Origin of the sequence: Streptomyces sp. NPDC087420 (genome assembly GCF_044744165.1) — a bacterium.
Taxonomy (GTDB): Bacteria; Actinomycetota; Actinomycetes; order Streptomycetales; family Streptomycetaceae; genus Streptomyces.
Genome location: NZ_JBIUXU010000007.1, coordinates 235,713 through 254,471 on the forward strand (window position 1 = coordinate 235,713; position 18,759 = coordinate 254,471).

At 72.3% G+C, this 18,759-nt stretch carries 18 protein-coding genes; 9 read left to right on the top strand and 9 right to left on the bottom strand.

All coding sequences use genetic code 11. From position 1 onward, the window contains the following. Positions 1-170: 170 nt before the first annotated feature. A complete protein-coding gene (locus tag ACIO1C_RS16410; RefSeq protein WP_401863642.1) occupies positions 171-1,046 on the bottom strand; it encodes a helix-turn-helix domain-containing protein in 876 nt (291 codons plus the stop codon). 146 nt (positions 1,047-1,192) lie between these two features. Here ACIO1C_RS16410 and ACIO1C_RS16415 point away from each other — a divergent pair, with 146 nt between their 5' ends. Further along, positions 1,193-2,065, top strand: coding sequence for an SDR family oxidoreductase (locus ACIO1C_RS16415; RefSeq protein WP_401863645.1), 873 nt, complete (start codon positions 1,193-1,195; stop codon positions 2,063-2,065). Between the two features lie 75 nt (positions 2,066-2,140). Here ACIO1C_RS16415 and ACIO1C_RS16420 read toward each other — a convergent pair whose 3' ends face one another. Together ACIO1C_RS16420 and ACIO1C_RS16425 are read right to left on the bottom strand one after the other, a co-directional pair. Then, entirely contained in the window at positions 2,141-3,097 is a 957-nt protein-coding gene (locus tag ACIO1C_RS16420) for a hypothetical protein (protein WP_401864146.1), read from the bottom strand. Between the two features lie 335 nt (positions 3,098-3,432). Beyond that, on the bottom strand, positions 3,433-4,071 hold the full coding sequence (locus tag ACIO1C_RS16425) for a nucleoside/nucleotide kinase family protein (RefSeq protein WP_401863648.1): 639 nt from the start codon (positions 4,069-4,071) through the stop codon (positions 3,433-3,435). 55 nt (positions 4,072-4,126) lie between these two features. On the opposite strand from ACIO1C_RS16425, the gene ACIO1C_RS16430 reads away from it, so the two are divergent. Both ACIO1C_RS16430 and ACIO1C_RS16435 read left to right on the top strand, forming a co-directional pair. Continuing rightward, complete coding sequence (locus tag ACIO1C_RS16430; protein ID WP_401863651.1) at positions 4,127-4,519, top strand: VOC family protein; 393 nt, start codon at positions 4,127-4,129, stop codon at positions 4,517-4,519. A gap of 747 nt (positions 4,520-5,266) precedes the next feature. Next, the gene (locus tag ACIO1C_RS16435; RefSeq protein WP_401863654.1) at positions 5,267-7,780 is read left to right on the top strand and encodes a GTPase-associated protein 1-related protein; all 2,514 of its coding nucleotides are present in this window, start codon (positions 5,267-5,269) and stop codon (positions 7,778-7,780) included. Between the two features lie 78 nt (positions 7,781-7,858). On the opposite strand, the gene msrB is transcribed toward ACIO1C_RS16435, so the two are convergent. The 4 genes from msrB to ACIO1C_RS16455 form a co-directional block, all read right to left on the bottom strand. Continuing rightward, positions 7,859-8,266: a peptide-methionine (R)-S-oxide reductase MsrB gene (gene msrB, locus ACIO1C_RS16440; RefSeq protein WP_401863657.1), complete on the bottom strand. Its 408-nt coding sequence runs from the start codon at positions 8,264-8,266 to the stop codon at positions 7,859-7,861. Between the two features lie 89 nt (positions 8,267-8,355). Further along, positions 8,356-9,789: a UDP-N-acetylmuramate--L-alanine ligase gene (gene murC, locus ACIO1C_RS16445; protein WP_401863660.1), complete on the bottom strand. Its 1,434-nt coding sequence runs from the start codon at positions 9,787-9,789 to the stop codon at positions 8,356-8,358. Positions 9,790-9,916: 127 nt separating this feature from the next. Further along, entirely contained in the window at positions 9,917-10,387 is a 471-nt protein-coding gene (locus ACIO1C_RS16450) for an indole-3-glycerol phosphate synthase (RefSeq protein ID WP_401863663.1), read from the bottom strand. Positions 10,388-10,568: 181 nt separating this feature from the next. Beyond that, entirely contained in the window at positions 10,569-11,396 is an 828-nt protein-coding gene (locus ACIO1C_RS16455) for a pyrimidine reductase family protein (RefSeq protein ID WP_401863666.1), read from the bottom strand. Between the two features lie 204 nt (positions 11,397-11,600). Here ACIO1C_RS16455 and zapE point away from each other — a divergent pair, with 204 nt between their 5' ends. The 4 genes from zapE (at position 11,601) to ACIO1C_RS16475 (ending at position 15,924) form a co-directional block, all read left to right on the top strand. Beyond that, positions 11,601-12,707, top strand: coding sequence for a cell division protein ZapE (gene zapE, locus ACIO1C_RS16460; RefSeq protein WP_401863669.1), 1,107 nt, complete (start codon positions 11,601-11,603; stop codon positions 12,705-12,707). 127 nt (positions 12,708-12,834) lie between these two features. After that, the gene (locus ACIO1C_RS16465; RefSeq protein WP_401863671.1) at positions 12,835-13,260 is read left to right on the top strand and encodes an OsmC family peroxiredoxin; all 426 of its coding nucleotides are present in this window, start codon (positions 12,835-12,837) and stop codon (positions 13,258-13,260) included. A gap of 291 nt (positions 13,261-13,551) precedes the next feature. Next, complete coding sequence (locus ACIO1C_RS16470) at positions 13,552-14,940, top strand: alkaline phosphatase PhoX (protein WP_401863674.1); 1,389 nt, start codon at positions 13,552-13,554, stop codon at positions 14,938-14,940. Positions 14,941-15,048: 108 nt separating this feature from the next. Continuing rightward, positions 15,049-15,924 carry a polysaccharide deacetylase family protein gene (locus ACIO1C_RS16475; protein WP_401863677.1) on the top strand — a complete coding sequence of 292 codons (876 nt, stop codon included), beginning with the start codon at positions 15,049-15,051 and terminating at the stop codon, positions 15,922-15,924. Between the two features lie 19 nt (positions 15,925-15,943). Here ACIO1C_RS16475 and ACIO1C_RS16480 read toward each other — a convergent pair whose 3' ends face one another. Then, entirely contained in the window at positions 15,944-16,117 is a 174-nt protein-coding gene (locus ACIO1C_RS16480) for a hypothetical protein (protein WP_401863680.1), read from the bottom strand. Positions 16,118-16,214: 97 nt separating this feature from the next. Further along, the gene (locus ACIO1C_RS16485; RefSeq protein ID WP_401863683.1) at positions 16,215-16,889 is read right to left on the bottom strand and encodes an AIM24 family protein; all 675 of its coding nucleotides are present in this window, start codon (positions 16,887-16,889) and stop codon (positions 16,215-16,217) included. Between the two features lie 71 nt (positions 16,890-16,960). Here ACIO1C_RS16485 and ACIO1C_RS16490 point away from each other — a divergent pair, with 71 nt between their 5' ends. Then, a complete protein-coding gene (locus ACIO1C_RS16490) occupies positions 16,961-17,761 on the top strand; it encodes a peptidyl-tRNA hydrolase (RefSeq protein WP_401863686.1) in 801 nt (266 codons plus the stop codon). A gap of 112 nt (positions 17,762-17,873) precedes the next feature. Then, a complete protein-coding gene (locus ACIO1C_RS16495) occupies positions 17,874-18,662 on the top strand; it encodes a DUF4142 domain-containing protein (RefSeq protein WP_401863688.1) in 789 nt (262 codons plus the stop codon). The last annotated feature ends 97 nt before the right edge of the window (positions 18,663-18,759 follow it).

An 18,759-nucleotide genomic window follows, 5' to 3' on the forward strand; every position in this document is an offset into this window, starting at 1 on the left:
ACCCGACGCGACGCGAGCCCCGGAATCCTCGCGGGTCGGGGTGTCCGGGGGCCGGGATGTCCGGGGCGCCGATCCTCTGGAACGCGCCGTCGACCGTCCCGCACACCACCAGCAGGGACACCAGCGCACCCGCGACGCGGCGGACCGTACGGCACCGGTATGCAGGGCCGTCAGTTCCTGCTGGAACGGTTCCGGTCCCGGTTCTGGGGCTGGTGGCCGGGCGTGATGTCGGCGGCCAGGGTGGAGAGCAGGGCCAGGGACTGTTCGGTGCTGCTGCCGGGTTCCGCGTGATAGATGACGAGAGTGAGTCCGTCGGTGCCGTTGACGGCGAATTTGTCGTAGGCGAGTTCGAGGTCGCCCACCGCGGGGTGACGCATGTGATGGGTGCCGCCGCCCGACAGCGGGCGGACGTCGTGCCGGGACCAGATGCGAGCGAACGCGGGGCTCTTGACCGCGAGTTCACCGACCAGTGCCATCAGGCGCGGGTCCTCGGTCTCCGGTCCGACCGTGGAGCGAAGGCCCGCGACGAGGGTTTCCAGCTTGGCTTCCCAGTCCGGCATGAGTTCGTGCATGGCGGGGTCCAGGATCGTGGCTCTCAGCAGATTCGTGCCGGGGGTGAAGACGGACGACAGCGCCCGGGCGATGGCGTTGGACGCCAGTATGTCCAGGTGGGGGCCCTGTACGAAGGCGGGGGTGGCCTGCCAGGAGTCGATGAGCTGCAACAGGCTGGGGCGCACCCGCTCGGCGCGGCGCGGCGCGCGCGGCCTCGCGGGGGCCGGCGTGGCGAGCCGGCGCAGGTGGGCGCGGGCGTCGTCGTCCAGGTTCAGGGCCCGTGCCACCGCGTCCAGGACCTGGAGGGACGGATTCTGGTCGCGGCCCTGTTCGAGCCGGGTGTAGTACTCGGTACTGATCCCCGCGAGCATCGCGAGCTCGTCCCGGCGCAGACCGGGTACGCGGCGACGCCCGTTGTCGCGCAGGCCCACCTGCTCGGGACGGACCTGATCGCGACGGGCACGGAGGAAGCCGCCGATCTGGTTTCCGGTCATGAATCCACCGTAAGGCCGATTCCCCACGGCTGGGTGTCCCTGCTGGGGAGGGGTCTCAGCAGGGGAATCGCTACCCGTCCCCGCGCGGCGAAGACTCTTCTCAGGGCGGCGGAAGACCGCCCGGTCCACCGAAGGAGAGGATTCCCATGACTGCGCGTACATGGTTCATCACCGGCGCCAACAGCGGCTTCGGGCATGAGATGACCGAGCAGCTCCTGCGGCGCGGCGACCGTGTCGCGGGCACCGTGCGCAAGCTGGACGCCGTCGCGGACCTGAAGGACGAGTACGGAGACCGGTTCTGGACCGCCCATCTCGACGTGACCGACACAGCGGAGATCAAGACCGTCGTCGACAAGGCGTTCGCCGAGCTCGGCACCGTCGACGTCGTGGTCAACAACGCCGGATACGGTCTCTTCGGCGCCGCCGAGGAGCTCACCGACAGCCAGATCGACCACATCATCGCCACCAACCTGACCGGCTCCATCCACGTCATCCGCGCGGCCCTGCCGCACCTGCGCGCCCAGCAGGGGGGCCGGATCATCCAGATCTCGACCTTCGGCGGCCAGGCCGCGTTCCCGGGCGGCTCGATGTACCACGCCACCAAGTGGGCCGTCGAAGGCTTCACCGAGGCCGTCGCTCGCGAGGTCGCCGGCTTCGGCATCGGAGTGACCATCATCCAACCCGGCGGTGCCCGCACCCGGTTCCGCTACGGCTCCGCCCAGCTGGGCCCGGCGCTGGAGGCCTACGCCGACACGCCTGCCGCGGCGGTCCGCGCCATCCTCGAAAGCGGCCAGGCCCTGCCGCCCGGCGACCCGGCCAGGATGGCCTCGGTCATCATCGGCAGCGCCGAGCAAACCCCGCCCCCCTGCGCATCGCGCTGGGCACGGACTCCTTCGGCATCATCCGCGCGTCCCTCACGGACCGCCTGGCCGCCCTGGAGGCACAGCAGGACGTCGCCGCCTCGACGGACTTCCCGGCCGGCGAGTAGCCCCCGGCCCGGCGGACACCACACGCCGTGACGGGCGGAACGCCCTTCGCGGGCACCCCGTGAGTCGGGCGAGCGGCTCAGAACTCCGGCCGGCCGGGCAGGCGGGTCAGCCGGGCGGGTCCTGCGCGACCAGCCGTTCCAGCAACGCCTCGAAATCGTCGCCCACGACGATCCGCAGGCCCTCGCCGTCCTCGTCCTCCTCGCTGAGCTGCGTGAGCGTGCCGCCGCGCCACCAGTAGACGTACGGGCTGATGGCACCCGGCGTGTCCTCGTACCCCGAGGCGGCGAAGGACGCCATCGCGTTGAGGGTCGGGATCATCGTGGCGTCGCGGATGACGTGGAAGGCGAGCTGGTGCCGGAAGGGCATCGCGACCAGCGCGCCGTCCAGGCCGATCTGGCGGCCGGTGACCCGCTGGACGACGGAGTCCAGCGCGAGGACGCGGCTGGCCGTGTAGAACGAGTCGCCGAGGACCACCTCGAAGCGCATCCCGTCCGCGTCCTTGACCGTCTCGCGCTTCTCCACCGGCAGCTCGCGCAGATTGCGCAGCGCCTGTTCCCGCAGCCGCGCGACCTCTCCCAGCGGTTCCAGCGCCTCGTCCGTGAGCATCATGACGCTCTCGGGCAGGTCCAGGGCCAGCACCTCGTACAGCCCGGGGGCGACGGAACGCGCGTAGGCGAACGTCTGCGGGTCCAGGCCCTCGGCGCTGATGACCCGGGGGTAGAGCTGGGCGCGGATCTGGTCGGGCGGCAGGGTGTCGAGGGCGGAGGGGCCGTCCATCGTACGGAGCACCATCCCGGCGTGCTGGCGGGCCAGCTCGCCCCAGACGCGCGGGCCCCGGTCGTCGTTGTGGCACACGGCCGCGAGGTTGCCGAGGCCGAACTGGCGGCCGGAACTGTCCGTCACCACGTCCACATAGACCGTGACCTCCAGGCCGTGCTCCGCGAAGGCCTCACGCACCTGGCCACGGAACAGCGCCCCCTCGTCGACCGAGAAGAAGGAGAACGCCGGATCGCGCGGCGTGTCCCGTGCGTCGCGCCTAGGCCCTCGTCGGAAGAACCCCACACCATCGCCTCCACCCGTGTCGGCCATGCCCGCCATGACCGCCGTACCACCCGCCACCGGGCCGATCGCCGTCCCGCAGATCATCGGCCTTCCGGTGATCGTCCAAACTACGAGCCTAGGCCCTGTCCGGCGGAACTCCGAGGACGGGCCCCCGGACGCCCGGTACGGGCCTCGCTGACGCCGCGCCGCGTCGGCGCGGTCGCGATCCCGGCGCCACAGATCGTCCTCCATCGCCGGACGGGCTTGATTCCCCCGCCTGTACGGCACTGCCGACCCGAGGCTTGACGACAAGGCGCGGTCGAATCCGGCCCGTCCGACGATTCCGGAGAAACGGCCTAGTCTTCCCAGCCTTCCAGGCCGACGACCAGATCCGCCCGCCCCCGCCCACGGGCCACCAGGCGCGCGTTGGCCTCGTCGGAGTCCCTGACCCAGCGCTCGGCGTACCCGCGCTCCTTGCCGAAGCGGACATGCCGGTCCACCAGCCGGCGTACGCGCACCTCGGGGTCCAGGTCCAGGAACCACACCTCGTCCAGGAGCGGGCGGACCGGCGCCCAGGGGCCTTCGTCGTGCAGCAGGTAATTGCCCTCCGTGACGACGAGCGGGATCTCGGGCGGTACGGGGAGGCTGCCCGCGACCGGCTCCTCCAGCGACCGGTCGAAGGCGGGCGCGTACACGACGGCGCCGGGCTCCGGCGCGCGCAGCCGCGCGAGCAGCGCGGCGTAACCGGCGGCGTCGAAGGTGTCGGGGGCGCCCTTGCGGTCCGTACGGCCGAGGCGGTCCAGTTCCGCGCGCGCCAGGTGGAAGCCGTCCATGGGGACGAGGACGGCGAGCCCGTCGAGGCGCTCGACCAGGAGGGCGGCGAGGGTGGACTTGCCCACGCCGGGCGGCCCCGCGATGCCGAGCAGGCGGCGGTGACCGGGGACGGCGAGGCGGCGGGCGCGGGCGATGAGGTCGGTGAGGGCGGGCGCGTCCATAGGGGCATTCTCCCACCCTTGCAGAGCTCCCATCATACGTATAACGTACCGACGCATGTCACACATCGCCCTGGTCACCCTGGTCGTCGCCGACTACGACGAGGCCCTCGCCTTCTACACGGACAAGCTCGGCTTCGAGCTGGTGGAGGACACCGACCGGGGCGACGGCTCCCGCTGGGTCGTGGTCCGTCCCGGCGGCGCGGGAACGGGCGCGGTCTCCCTGCTGCTCGCCCGCGCGGCCGGCGACACCCAGCGCGCGAGCGTCGGCGCGCAGACCGGCGGCCGGGTCGGCTTCTTCCTCCACACGGAGGACTTCGCACACGACCACGCGAGGATGCTGGCGGCCGGCGTCCGCTTCCTGGAGGAGCCGCGACACGAACCGTACGGCTCGGTAGCGGTCTTCGAGGACCTGTACGGCAACCGCTGGGACCTGCTCCAGCCCGCGTAACCCGTACCGGCGACCACGCCCTGGGGCGACGCCCCCTGACCGCCCCATGACGCCCCTCGCGGACGCCCCTCGCGCCGACAGGGCGGAGCCCCGCCCACGGGGACGCGCGATCAGGCCCGGCACGGACCGACCCGGCAGCCATGCCACGACTGTCGGCAGGCGACCGCCGGGCCCCTTGACCAGCGCCCAGTCCGCGCCCGACGCGACCCGCCGAAACGCCGCCGTCTACGGCCCGACCGCAGACCAACCACCCCCCGAGCCGGCGAAGTTGGCCGGGTACAGGTCGCCCGCTCCCCGGCTCTGTACCCAGGCGGCGCGCAACGCGGCCCCGGAACGCGCCACGCGCCGCCGCGCGCGACCTCCTCAACCCACGCGAAACGGGCCCCTGCCTCCGTACCACTCGCGCCCGATGGCCACGAGGTTCCGGCCGCAACCACAGAAAGCCGGCCACGACGGCGGGCCCGCCGACCGATCACCCGCCACGTATGCCTCGCTCAGCCCCGCACCCACACCGGCCCAGCCATCTCTGCCGTTACGGCCCCTGCCGCGCACCAACCTCACGGGACGCACACAGCGCGGCCCGTCGCTCTCGCCCCGTTCCACCGGGCCGCTACGTCCCCGCGTCCCGCGTCCGCGTCAGCCGGGCCGTTGTCGGGTCTTCTCTCCGTAGCCCCTCCCTACCGCGCCGAATTGAAGTAGACATTGGCGAGCACACAGCACGCACAGCAGACACAGGAGAGCCGGCGCATGAGCCTGGCACAGCTGCACTACACCTCCGTTCCGCCGGAGTCCGGTGGCTCGGGCGTTCGGTTCACGGCCGTCACCGACGGGATCGGCCGGGCGCTTCTCGAAGAGGCCGGGCGACTGCTCGGGTACGAGCCTCCGCAGGACGCCCCCGTCCGCCCCACGGACGCCGAACTCGCCGACTTCCCGCAGGCGTTCAGCCACAGCGCGCTCTCCGACGGCGGCCGGCTGCTGGCCCGTGCCGTCTGCGTCGGAGCCGAACCCGGCGGACGCAGAAGCGCCTTCCACGCCCACGCCGTACTCCTGCCGCCCGGCGAGGGGCTGCCGGGCGGCGCGCTGCCCATCACCGCCTGGAATTCGCCGCATTGGGGAGCCACCACCCCGGACAGTGGTGTGCCGGACCCGATGGACACCCTCCCCGCCTCGGGCCTCTTCTACCGTGAGGGCCTGATCGGCTTCGCCGCCTCCCGCGCGCCCTGGCTGGCGGGGTTCTTCGCCGGGCTGCGCGCCATCGCCGAGGACAAGGAGGACAAGGAGGAGGAGAACGACGCTGCCCAGCAGATCGTGCTCGTCGAGCGCCGCACCGCCGACGTCGCCCAGTGGATCGCGCTGGCCGGCCACGTCCTGCCCGCCGCGAGCGCGTCACGGCTGACCTTCACCACGTACACCCGCCGCCCCCGCGACGCCCGGCAGCGGATCCTCGGTGTTCTCCCGGGCGACGCACGGGGCCTCGCCGAACTGCCCCACCGCTTTCGTGTACTTGACTGCACCGAGGGGGCCCACGAGGACGCGGACAGCTCACGCGACAGCTGGGCCGAGACCGCCGCGCGTCTGTGGCTCGCCGGGGCCCCCGAGCTGTTCGAGGAGGCCGCCACACTGCCCGGAGGCCGGTTCCACCCGGGCGCCCTCGCCGCCGTCGCCCTGCGCGCCGGCGTCAACCCGGGCCCCAACGGCCGCGCGGAAGCCGCCGGTTGGGCGCGAACCCACGCGCGCGCCCTGGACGACGGGCAGGTGCGGATACTCGTCGGCGTGTTGTGCGCATCAACCGAGGACGACCGTACGACAGCCGAGACCCAGGCCCTCGCCGACCTCTTCGCCGCTCTCGCCGGCCGCTCGCCGGACGCCGTGACCGCGCCGCTCGCCGCGCTCGTCCTGACCGAGGCCGTCCGCGCCACCACCGGCGCCGACACAGAAGCCAACTCCGACTCCGCACCCCGCGAACTGCCCGTGCTCCCCGAGCTGCAACTCCGCTCGCTCTCCACGGAGTTCAAGCAGCGCCTCGGCATCGAGCTGGCCTTCGAACTCCGCGCGGGCATCTCCGCCGACCTCTCCGGGACCGGCCCGGACACCTCCCGCCCCGTCGGCCTGCTCCGTATCGCGGGCATCCTGGGCGTGGACTGTACGGAGCTGCTGCCCGACCTCGCCGACCGCCTGGCCGCCGCCCTGCTCGCCGAACCGGAGAGCGCGTACACCCCCGCCGTACAGACCGCGCTGGAGGACCACTTCGAGCTGCGTGTCGCGCTGCTGAGCGCCCTGGACCGGCTCGCCGCCGCCGATCCGCCCGCCGCCACCCGCCTGCTGAACCGAACCACCCTCTCCCTCCAGGGAGTTCAGTCGCTGCCGCATCTGCGGATGTGCGGGGAGGCACCCGCCCCGTGGTCGGTGACCGGCCTCTCCGAGAGCGGCGGCGACCAGGACCGGGTCGCCACCCTCGCCGGTGTCCTGCGCGCCGCCGGTGTCTCCCCGTTCGCCGAACCGCTCGTCCTGCGCACGGCCGTACGGCTGGTGTGGGCGGACGGTACGCCCACGGCCGGCGAGGCCCGGCGGATGCTCGGCGAGACCGGTTCCGACGCCCACCGCTCGGCGGGCACCTGGGCCACCCTCGTCGCCGCCGCGCTCGGCGGCCCCGGGGACGACCCGGACGCCCCGGACCTCGCGCACGACCTGCTGCGCAGCTTCCCCGAGAAGCTGGAACCACGGGTGCGTGCCGCCCTGTTGCTCCTGGAGTTCGCCGGGGCCCTCCGGGCGGGCCGGGCCGGCCCCGGCTGGACCGTACGGGCCCGTCTGCTGCGCGCCGACGCCGAGCCGGTCGAACAGGGCGTCCTGGAGCAGGCGTTGGGCGCGCTCGCCCGCCAACTCCTCTCCGAGGAGCGGCCGAACGGCGAGCTGTACGACCTCATCCACGGCGGCGACGCGGATCTCCTCGCCGCGTACGACCGGGCCGCCCGCGAGGACGGGACACGCGAGCGGCTGCGTACCGTACCCGCGTACACGGCCGACTGCTTCATCGCGTGGAGTTCGTTCCCGGGGGCGAACCAGGCCTGGGACCGGACCCGTACCGCACTGCTCGACAAGGTCCTGCGGCCCGTCGTACGGTCCCTGCCCGCCGGGGATCTCGCAGCCGTGGAGGAGAGCTTCGGCCGGGCGGGACAGCATCACACCGAGGAGTTCCGGGCCTGGAACCGGCCGGGAGCCCTCGGCAGGCTGGGCCTCGCCCTCAAGCGGCGGACGGGCTGACCCCGCCCCCGCAACCGGAAAGCCGGGCGGACCGAGATTCGGCCCGCCCGGCTTCTCCGCGTCAGCTCTTGTCGGGCGTCAGCTCTCGTCGGGCGTCAGCCGCAGCGAGATGCTGTTGATGCAGTAGCGCTGGTCCGTCGGCGTCCCGTAGCCCTCGCCCTCGAAGACGTGACCCAGGTGCGAGCCGCAGCGTGCGCAGCGCACCTCGACCCGCTTCATGCCCATGGAGCGGTCCTCGATCAGCTCGACCGCGTCCGTGTCCTTCGGGTCGTAGAAGGACGGCCAGCCGCAGTGCGACTCGAACTTCGTGTCAGAGCGGAACAGCTCGGCGCTACAGGCGCGACACGAGTAGACGCCGGTGGTCTTCGTGTCCGTGTACTCGCCGACAAAAGCGGGCTCGGTGCCGGCCTTGCGGAGCACCTTGTACTCCGCGGGGGACAGCTCCGCGCGCCACTGCTCGTCCGGCTTCTCGATGTCGTACGCCATTGCGCACACTCTCCCTCGGTCGGACCGTCTCGGCCGCAGCCTCGATCGGACAGGCGGACTCCGCACGGGCGGCCCCACACACGTGGCCGCTATGCGGACAGGCGGGCCAGGATCAGCGGACCGAGGTCCGTGACGTCTCCGGCGCCCATGGTGAGAACGAGATCACCGGGTCCCGCCATTCCCGCCACAAGCCCGGGCACCGCGTCCTTGTCGTGCACGGCTGTGACCTGGGCGCCCGCAGCCGTCGCGGCGTCGATCACCAGCGCGCTGGTGATACCGGGGAGCGGGTCCTCGCGCGCCGGGTAGATGTCCAGGACCACCGAGGCGTCGGCCAGCGCGAGGGCCTGGCCCATCTCCGTGCCCAGCTCCTGCGTACGGGAGAAGAGGTGCGGCTGGAAGACGACCAGCAGCCGGGAGCCGGCGGGGGCCGCGCCGCGCATCGCCTCCAGGTCGGCGGTCATCTCCGTGGGGTGGTGCGCGTACGAGTCGACGACCTGGACGCCCGCGGCCTCGCCCTTGAGCTGGAGGCGGCGCTTGACGCCGGTGTACGTACCGATCGCCGACGCCAGGTTGTGCGCGGGGATGCCCAGCGCGACCCCCGCGGCCAGCGCGGCGACCGCGTTGAGCGCGTAGTGGCGGCCGGGGACCGACACCGCGAACGTCAGGAAGCGGCCGTCGAGCACGACGGTCACCTCGCTGGTCAGCCCACGTGCGGTGATCTTGTGGACCCGTACGTCCGCGGTCGCCGCCTCACCGTAGGTGACCACCTTGAGCGGGGAGACGTCCCCCGTGGACACGTCCGGCGCGGAAAGGTCCCGTACCCGCGAGGCCAGCTCCACGGCGCCCGCCTGGTCGGCCGAGATCACCAGCGTGCCGCCCGGCACGATCTTGCCGGCGAAGGTCTCGAAGGACTCGTAGATCTCGTCCATCGACGCGTAGTTCGCGTGGTGGTCCAGCTCGACGTTGAGGACGATCGCGACCTCGGGGTCGTACTTCTGGAAGCTGCGGTCGCTTTCATCCGCCTCGGCCACGAAGATCTCGCCCTCGCCGTGCCGGGCGTTCGTGCCGGGGCCTTCGAGGTCGCCGCCGATCGCGTACGACGGGTCGAGGCCCAGCTCGGTGAGGGCGACGGCCAGCATGGAGGTCGTGGTGGTCTTGCCGTGCGTGCCCGCGACGGCGATCGGCCGCAGCCCGCCCATCAGCGAGGCGAGCGCGTCGGAGCGGTGCATGACGGGCACGCCCAGCTCGCCGGCGCGCGCCAGCTCGGGGTTGTCGGCGCGGATGGCGCTGGAGACGACCACACACGAGGCGTCGTCGGCGAGATGCGCCGCCGCGTGCCCGATGTGCACGGTGGCCCCCAGCGCCCGCAGCGCCTGCGCGGTCTCCGACTCCTTCGCGTCACTGCCCGCGACCTTGGCCCCGCGCGCGGCGAGGATCTTGGCGATTCCCGACATTCCGGCGCCGCCGATGCCGATGAAGTGCGGCCGTTCCAGGGCGGTGGGGATGCCGGGTGCCGGTGCCATCTGTCTGTCTCCCAAGGTGCTGGCGGGGTGTGTCGCACGCGGTGTCTCGCGCTGCCACGAGCGGTGCCGCGAGCGGCGCCACACGCGATACGTCGCACGCGGTGCCACACGCTGTGTGCGGCCCAGCCTATTCGCTGTGCGCGAAGAGTTTGAGCACCGGTACGCCCACCTTGTGGCGGGCCCGCGACGCCCAGTCACGGTGGAAGAACTCCTCCACGTAGTGCGGCTCGGTCATGACGATCACCTCGTCGGCGCCCGACTCGTCGACGACGGCCTTGAGTCTGTCGAGCGGGTGTTCCGCGACGACCTCGCCGTTGGCCTCCGAGCCGTGCGCGCGCAGCGCCGCCAGCGAGTGGGCCAGTGCCTTCTCGGCCGGCAGCCGCGCCTCCTCGCCCTCCGGTTCTTCGCCCTCCTGGGTGGCTTCCCGCAGCTCTCCCACGGCGACGTCGTCGATGGCGCGCAGCAGCACGTCCGCCTGGTCACCGCGGGGCTGCATGAGCACGACGAACGCGGTCGCCTCGTCACCGTGGAGTGTGGTGACAAATTCCACGTCCTCGGGCGTCAGGGGCTTCTCGATCATCAATACGCTTGTGAACACGTCAGACGCCCTTCGTCTTCATGGGCCCGTCCGGCCCATTCATGGACCCGTATCGGCCCACTGCGGAAACCATCCTTCCCCGTGCGGACACGGGTACTGCGAGAGTAAGTCTGCCCAGCGGAAGCTAAGCGGAACGATAACTTCCGGTGACGGTCGGGCCCGGTGGCGACCGGTCCTGCCGTCAGGGTCGGCGGTAGCGGCTGAACAGGAACCCGTCCTCCTCCAGGAGCGATGCCAGGGCGAACCGCTCCGGAACGGCGAGGGCCGGTCCACCCGTGATGCGCTGCGCGTACCCGGAAGTGAGCGTCGGAGACAGCGTCAGGCAGAGTTCGTCCAGGACACCCGCCGTGACGAATTGTCCGAGCAGCCGCGGTCCACCCTCCGCGAGCAGCCGCCGGAGGCCGCGTCCGGCCAGGGTCCTTACGGCCAGGGCGGGGTCCACGCCCGCCCCGTCCCCCGCGATCAGCACCTCCGCGCCGGCCTTCCGCGCGGCCAGGACCCGGTCGGCGGGGGCGGCCGCGCCGGTCAGCACCAGGGTCGGGACGAGCGGCTCGGTGAACAGGGGCAGCGAGAAGTCCAGGTCCAGGCTCGCGGTGACCACGGCGATGACGGGGGCGGGGCTCTGGCCGGCGGCGGCCCGCCGTGCCGCGAAGGCCTGCCGGGCGCGGGCCGGCCGGTACCCCTCCTGCCGAACCGTTTCCGCACCGACCACCACGGCGTCCGCCAGCCCTCGCAGCGTGCCGAAGATCCGCATGTCCGCGTCCGAGGAGAGCGCCTGCGAGAGGCCGTCGTGCTGGGCGGCGCCGTCGAGGGTGGACACCATGTTGGCCCGGAGCCACACACCGGCGCCCCACTCCCGGTCCGGGTCTCCGTCCGCGTCCACGCCCCCGCCCCCGTCCACGGCCGCGTCCACGGCCGGGTAGGCGTAAAGGTCGGCCAGCGCGTCGAGTGTCCACTCGGGCTCGGCGGCCGAACGTGTCTGATCGGTCACAGGGAACAGGCGTCGCATGCCGAGCAGTCTGGCACGGCCCCCGCACCCTCCCCGGCCTGTCCGCGCACGTCGGCCGGGTCGCACGCCCCGCCACCGCGCCCCGTCCACGCCCCCGGCCCACCCCCCGGTCCGGCCACCGGCCACCACACCCCGCCTCCCCGGCCCGCCCACGAGCGGCGGCACCCGCCACCCCCTCCGGCCTCCGCACTAGACTTGATCGCTGTGTCGACCTCCCCTCCCCCGTCCGGGCGCCACCCCGCGTCCGACGTGGTCCCGCTGTCCCTGTGCGCCCGTGAACCGCATGTCCCCGCCGACCGGCTGGTCGCGGAGATGGTGCCGCCGCCGCGCTTCGACTCCGTACGTTTCGACACCTACGTGCCCGACCCGAACCAGCCCAGCCAGACCGAGGCCGTCACGGTCCTGAGCGCCTTCGCGGCGGGTCTCGGCGGCGGGGCGCACGCGTCCGGGAGCGGGGGCCAGGGGGGACCACGCCGCTGGTTCGGCCGCAAACCCGCCGCGCCGGCCGGCCCGCGCGGCGTCTACCTGGACGGGGGGTACGGCGTCGGCAAGACCCACCTGCTGGCGTCCCTGTGGCACGCCACGCCCGCCGCGCCCGAGGTCAAGGCGTTCGGCACCTTCGTGGAGCTGACCAACCTGGTCGGCGCGCTGGGCTTCCAGGAGACGGTACGGACGCTCGGCGGCCACCGGCTGCTGTGCATCGACGAGTTCGAGCTGGACGACCCGGGCGACACCGTGCTCGTCTCGACGCTCCTGGGCAAGCTGGTCGACGCCGGGGTGGCCCTGGCCGCGACCTCGAACACGCTGCCCGGCAAGCTCGGTGAGGGACGGTTCGCCTCCGTCGACTTCCTGCGGGAGATCCAGGGGCTGGCGTCGCGGTTCCGGTCGCTGCGCATCGACGGCGACGACTACCGCCACCGCGGCCTGCCCGAGGCGCCGCCCCCGTACTCCGAGGAACAGGTCACCAAGGCCGCGTACGCCACCGAGGGCGCGAGCCTCGACGACTTCCCCGCGCTGCTGGGGCATCTCGCCACGGTCCACCCCAGCCGCTACGGCGCGCTGACGGAGGGTCTGCGGGCGGTCTGCCTCACGGACGTCCGGGCGGTGCCCGACCAGTCGACCGCGCTGCGGCTGGTCGTACTCGCCGACCGTCTGTACGACCGCGAGGTACCCGTCCTCGCCTCCGGGGTCCCCTTCGACCGGCTGTTCAGCGACGACATGCTGAACGGCGGCTACCGGAAGAAATACTTCCGGGCGATCTCGCGGCTGACGGCCCTGGCGCGGGACGCGAAACGACTGGTGGCGCAGTAGGTTCGTTGCCGTGGCCCGTCGCCGTGGCCGATCGGCCGGGACGCTCGCGCGACCGGCCGGAACAGGGCGACGGCACACACGGCTCAGCACACCGATCATCAGCACGACCGATCAGAAGGGTTCCATCATGGCCGCTACGCGTCAGGCACACACCGTCTGGGAGGGCAACCTCATCCAGGGCAAGGGCGTCATCACCTTCGACTCCTCCGGCATCGGCGAGCAGCCGGTCTCCTGGGCCTCCCGCGCGGAGCAGGCGAACGGCAAGACCAGCCCCGAGGAACTGATCGCGGCCGCCCACTCCAGCTGCTTCTCGATGGCCCTCTCCAACGGTCTGAGCAAGGCCGGCACCCCGCCGACCAAGCTGACCACCCAGGCCGACGTCACCCTCACCCCCGGCACGGGCATCACCGGCATCCACATCACGGTGGAGGGCGAGGTGGAGGGCGTGGACGAGGCGGCGTTCGTCGCCGCCGCCGAGGACGCGAAGGCGAACTGCCCGGTCAGCCAGGCGCTCTCCGGCACGACGATCACCCTGAGCGCCAAGCTCGTCTGACGGACCGCCACACCGCCGCCGCGGCCGGACCGCCCGGCCGCGGTCAAGCGGCTCGGCTCCGGTCAAGCGGCGGCTCGGCTCCGGTCAGGCGGCACGGCCAGCTGCGGTCAGGCGGACCGCCCGGCCGCGGCCAGGCGCCCGCCCGGGCGCGATCCGGCCGCCGTCCGGGCGGCTTCCGGTCGTCCCACGCGACACACGAGGCTCGTCGTGGCCCGCATGGTTCACGCGCCCCACGGCACGTGCTACACACATGCGGGTCACGTCTCCTGTCCGCCAGCAGGGAGTTGCCTCATGTCCGCGACACGACGTCAGATCCTCGCCCGCACCGGCGCCATCGTGGCCGGTATCGCGTTCACCGGAGCGGTGTCCGAACTCTTCACCGGTACGGCGGCGGCGGCCACGGCCACGGCCACCCGCGAGTCCGCCCCGGGCCGCGGGGGATACGGCCCGCTCGTCCCCGACCCGGACGGTCTGCTCGACCTCCCCGAAGGATTCCGCTACACCGTCCTCTCCCGGGAGGGCGAACCGCTCCGCTCCGGCGAGGGCCTGGTCCCCGGGAGCCACGACGGCATGGCCGCCTTCGCCGGCCACCGCGGCCGCGTCCATCTCGTACGGAACCACGAGAACCACGCCGACGCCCGCTTCCCGGTCCCGGCCGTCCCCGGCATCACCTACGACCCGATGGGCCGGGGCGGGTGTACGGCGATCGAGATGGACGGCCGCAACAACGTCCTCGGCGAGCGGGTCGCCATCGCCGGTACGGCCGTCAACTGCGCGGGCGGGCCCACCCCGTGGGGCACCTGGCTGACCTGCGAGGAGACCGAGGCCAAGGCCGGGACCGACGGTTACACCAAGGACCACGGCTACATCTTCGAGGTGGACGGCGACGATCCGCGCCGCACCGGCGCCGTACCGCTCACCGCCATGGGCCGGTTCGCGCACGAGGCGATCGCCGTCGACCCGGACAGCGGGATCGTGTACGAGACGGAGGACGCGTTCGAGAAACCGTTCGGGCTCTTCTACCGCTTCCTGCCGCGGAAGCCACGTGGAGGAATCGGTTCTCTTCGGGCGGGCGGCGCGCTGGAGGCCATGCGCGTGCCGGGCGTGCCCGACCTGTCGGTCGTCCAGGAGGCGGGTGCGACCTTCGACCGCATCGAATGGGTGCCCGTACCGGACCCGTCGGCGAAGGAGACCGGCATCCGCTTCCAGGACTTCGGGCGCAAGGGCATCACGCACGCGCAGAAGCTGGAGGGCTGCTACTGGGGCGGCGGTTCGGTCTACTTCGTGTCGAGCTTCGCGCAGCGCGCGATCGGCTCGGCCGCCGACCACTTCGGGCAGGTGTGGAAGTACGAGCCGGAGCGCCGCCGGCTCACGCTGGTGATCGTGTTCGGTCCCGACACGGACGTCCAGCTGCCGGGCGAGTCCCCCGACAACATCTGTCTGGCGCCGAGCGGCGGGCTGATGGTGTGCGAGGACGGCGGGGGCGCGCAGCACGTCCTCGGGGTGACACGGCACGGCGAGGTGTACGCGATGGCGCGCGGCGCCCAGAACATCGGTACGCCGGAGGCGCCGGAGTGGGGCGAGTTCGCGGGGGTCACCTTCGCGCCGGACGGTGACACGATGTACGTGAACTGCTACAAGCCGGGGACGACCTTCGCGGTCACGGGACCCTGGCGCTAGGAAGCGTCTGGTGGCCGGACGGGTCGGGTACGGCCCGTCCGGCGACGGATTCGCGGGCCGCTCACGCCGCACCACCGAATTGACCAGTTGATCATATATTTTGCGTGAATGATCCGATACGTACCCCTGCGCGCTCTCCTCGGCACCACCCTCCTGAGCCTGACCCTGGCCGGCTGCGGAAACGATTCTCCAGCCGCCACCGCCGCGCACCCCACCCGCGCCACCGCTCCCGTGTCCGCCACATCCGCCGCATCCGCCGCGCCCAGACACGCCCTGGCCCAACGGCCACCGACCGTCGCGCCCGGCCCCGGCGGCCTGACGCCGGTCTTCCGGCGTGGCACCCACGCCGCCGGGAAGACCGTGGCGCTCACCTTCGACGCGGACATGACGGCGGATCAGGGGAAGCGGGCGGCCCAGGGCGAACGGTTCGACAACCCCGCGCTGATCGCCCTCCTGCGCCGCCTCGAAGTCCCGTCGACGATCTTCATGACGGGCCGGTGGGCGGAGGAGTACCCGGCCCAGGCGCACGAGATCGGCAACGACCCGCTCTTCGAGATCGCCAACCACTCGTACAGCCACTACTCCTTCGCCGGCGACTGCTACGGGCTGCCCCGGCTGGACAGGAAGAAGATCGGCCCGGACGTGCGGCGGGCCTTCGCCGCGTTCAGGGCGGTCGGCGCACGCCAGGTCGTGCCGTACTTCCGCTTCCCCGGCGGCTGCTACGACGCGGCGGCGCTGCGCGCCCTCGCTCCGGCGCGGGTGACGGCGGTGCAGTGGGACGTGGTGGGCGGCGACGCGTTCGCGACGGACGCGGACGCCGTCGCCCAGCAGGTGCTCGACGCCGTGAAGCCGGGATCACTGGTGGTGCTGCACTGCACGCGCAGCGCGGCGCCGGTGACGGAGGACGCCGTCCGCCGGATCGTGCCGGAGCTGCGCGAGCGCGGGTACCGCCTGGTCAAGGTCTCCGACCTGATGAAGCGCTGACAGAACGCGGCGAGCCGGGTCAGCCCGAGCAGGCCATCCGCTGGGCTTCCTGCCACTCGCAGACGGGGCAGAGCGTCGCGCCCCTGACCGTCTCGGGGTACTCGGTGGGCTTCCGGCACAGCACACACTCGGCGTACGTGATCTCCTCGGCGGTCGTCGCTTCCGCCGTAGCCACTTCTCCCATGTCTGCCATGCCGTCCAGCGTACTCAGCCACGGGACCCGACGGACCGGGGTGCGCGGAGAGAGATCGGAACCGCCCCGCGCGGTACCCCTGCCCTGGTGTCAGCTGTCAGCCGGCCGTCTTGGCGGGCGTGACCTCGCTCGGCCGTACGATCACGAAGCCCTCGCCCTGGAGCATCAGCTGGACGGCCTCGCCCGAGCCGCCCCGGATCATCGAGCCGACGGACTGGGAGCGGTGCAGCGAGGTGTTGAGGTGCGCGCTCCAGCCGACCACCGCGTCCGTGTCCACGTACACCGGCGCCTGCGCGCTGACGGGGATCACGAGGGGGTTGCCGTCACAGATGACGGCGAGCTTGCCGTAACCGGTGAAGACGCTGTTGAAGAGGCCGCCGCCGGTCATGCCGGCGCCCTTCACCGTCTTGATCTCGTACGCGAGCGTCGGGTCGAAGCACAGCACGTTGCGGCCGTTGATCGTGAGCGCGTCGCCCTGCTCGATCTCGACGATGAAACAGTTCTCCGCCTCGTGCGCGAACCACGCCTCCCCCTGGCCGCGCACGGCCATCAGCGCCAGGCCCTCACCCGTGACGGCGCGCTTGAGCATGCCTCCTATGCCCTGGCCCTTGCGCTCGAACTGGAGGTTCCCGCGCCAGGCGATCATGGAACCCTGGCGGGCGTGCATCTCGCCGTTGACCGCGTACTTGATCGATTTGGCGTTCTGAAGCGTCATCCCGGGGACGGTCGCCTGCTGCGCCATGTGCTCTGTGCCGAACAGATCGCTCTTCATGGCGTGCATCGTCGCGCGGAGGGATCCATTCCGCCAACCGGCCCGCCGGACCGGGCTGGCAGACTGGTCGCGTGAGCAGCGAAAGTGCCTTCAACAGCGAGACCGCCAACGAGGCCGGCACCCAGAACGACAGTCCGTTCAGGAACGAGCCGACCGAGCGGGACACCGCCCCGCAGTACGTCCTGCCCCTGGTGGTCCACATCGAGAAGGCCGCGCCCCCGGCCCGTACCGACGCGTTGGAAACGGCGGCGCGGGCGGTGCTCTTCATGCTCTCCGACGAGCGGTCCCTGGGGGAGGGCGAGGACGAGGGCGAGTGGGCGCGCGCCATGCGGGACTGGCAGGACGCGCGGATCCGCAAGGTGGTCAGGCGGGCGCGCGGCGCGGAGTGGCGGAAGGCGTCGGCGCTGCCGGGCCTGACCACCACGAGCGCGAACGCCGGCACCACCACCGGAGCCACCCCGGACCTCTCCCCCGCCGAGGTACGGGTCTTCCCGCCGATCCCCCTCGACGGCTGGCCCAAGGAACTGGCCAAGCTCCAGGTCTCCGGCACCGACCTGGACGACCCCCACCCGCCGCCCGCGCCCGACCCCGCGCACCCCGTGCTGTGGCTGAACCCCGGGGTCGGGATGTCGGCGGGCAAGGCGATGGCCCAGGCCGGCCACGCCGCCCAACTCGCCTGGTGGGAGCTGTCGGACACCGACCGCAAGGAGTGGCGCGAGGCCGGTTTCCCCCTCGCCGTCCGCACCGCCGACCCGGAGCGCTGGGCCCGGCTCACCACCAGCGGGCTGCCGGCGGTCCTGGATGCCGGATTCACGGAGATCGCGCCCGGTTCCCGCACCGTGATCGCTGATCATCCGGCGCTGAGGGGCTGAACACCCCGCCCCCGGATTACGTACCTCCCGGTACCGCCACGTAGGTTGAACGGCCCCGTCGGTCGGCGGTTCATTCAGCGGTGCACACATCGGCTCGGGAGGCAGCACATTGTTGCGACGCATCAACGGTACGGCGCTCATCATCGCGGCACTGGTCGCCACGGTCGGGGCGCTGGCCTTCCCCGTCTGGTCGTACGCCGAACGTTCAGGTACGGGCCAGGCCAACCTCAACGCGTCGAGCGTGTCGACCCAGTGGGGACCACTCTCGGCGACGGACCGTGACTTCCTGATCCGGGTGCGGCTGGCCGGGCTCTGGGAGCTGCCGGCCGGCCAGCAGGCCATCGAACGCGCGCCCAGCCAGGCGATCAAGGAGTGCGGTGACCACCTGGTGGTCGGTCACGCGGACCTCGACAAGCGAGCCCGTGACGTGGCGGCGAAGCTCGGCGTGGAGCTGCCCAACCAGCCCAACGAGCAGCAGCAGGGCTGGCTCAGGGAGCTGTCGGCCGCGACCGGCAGGGACTACGAGATCAAGTTCACCAATCTGCTGCGCGCCGCGCACGGAAAGGTCTTCTCGCTGGTCGCTCAGGTCAGGAACAGCACCCGGAACACGCTGATACGGCAGCTGGCCAGCGACGCCAACCAGACGGTCCTGGACCACATCACGATGCTCGAAGCGACCGGACTGGTCGACTTCGACGCCATCGCCAACCAGGCCGCGGGCGCGACGACCGCCAGCCCCACCGGACCGCCCCCGCCGGACGGCAACCTCCCGCCGTCGCCGTCGGCCGTCGCTCCGACCGGGGACGACCAGTCCTTCACCTCCCGGCCCTCGACGGGCCCTGGCGCGCCGACGGCGATCAACACCGACCGTCCGGCTCCGGAGACCGGGGAGAGCCCCTGAGAAGGGTGAGGCACCCGTAACCCCGGAACCTCAAATCAACCTCTGAACGTCCCCCTTCGCGGGTTCGCCGTCGTCCGGCGGGGCCATTACTCCTGCA

What these genes read in the sequence shown, in the direction of transcription:
- ACIO1C_RS16410 (WP_401863642.1), bottom strand. Translation starts at nt 1,046, where the DNA reads ATGACCGGAAACCAGATCGGCGGCTTCCTCCGTGCCCGTCGCGATCAG.
- ACIO1C_RS16415 (WP_401863645.1), top strand. Translation starts at nt 1,193, where the DNA reads ATGACTGCGCGTACATGGTTCATCACCGGCGCCAACAGCGGCTTCGGG.
- ACIO1C_RS16425 (WP_401863648.1), bottom strand. Translation starts at nt 4,071, where the DNA reads ATGGACGCGCCCGCCCTCACCGACCTCATCGCCCGCGCCCGCCGCCTC.
- ACIO1C_RS16430 (WP_401863651.1), top strand. Translation starts at nt 4,127, where the DNA reads ATGTCACACATCGCCCTGGTCACCCTGGTCGTCGCCGACTACGACGAG.
- ACIO1C_RS16435 (WP_401863654.1), top strand. Translation starts at nt 5,267, where the DNA reads ATGAGCCTGGCACAGCTGCACTACACCTCCGTTCCGCCGGAGTCCGGT.
- msrB (WP_401863657.1), bottom strand. Translation starts at nt 8,266, where the DNA reads ATGGCGTACGACATCGAGAAGCCGGACGAGCAGTGGCGCGCGGAGCTG.
- murC (WP_401863660.1), bottom strand. Translation starts at nt 9,789, where the DNA reads ATGGCACCGGCACCCGGCATCCCCACCGCCCTGGAACGGCCGCACTTC.
- ACIO1C_RS16455 (WP_401863666.1), bottom strand. Translation starts at nt 11,396, where the DNA reads ATGCGACGCCTGTTCCCTGTGACCGATCAGACACGTTCGGCCGCCGAG.
- ACIO1C_RS16465 (WP_401863671.1), top strand. Translation starts at nt 12,835, where the DNA reads ATGGCCGCTACGCGTCAGGCACACACCGTCTGGGAGGGCAACCTCATC.
- ACIO1C_RS16470 (WP_401863674.1), top strand. Translation starts at nt 13,552, where the DNA reads ATGTCCGCGACACGACGTCAGATCCTCGCCCGCACCGGCGCCATCGTG.
- ACIO1C_RS16475 (WP_401863677.1), top strand. Translation starts at nt 15,049, where the DNA reads ATGATCCGATACGTACCCCTGCGCGCTCTCCTCGGCACCACCCTCCTG.
- ACIO1C_RS16480 (WP_401863680.1), bottom strand. Translation starts at nt 16,117, where the DNA reads ATGGCAGACATGGGAGAAGTGGCTACGGCGGAAGCGACGACCGCCGAG.
- ACIO1C_RS16485 (WP_401863683.1), bottom strand. Translation starts at nt 16,889, where the DNA reads ATGAAGAGCGATCTGTTCGGCACAGAGCACATGGCGCAGCAGGCGACC.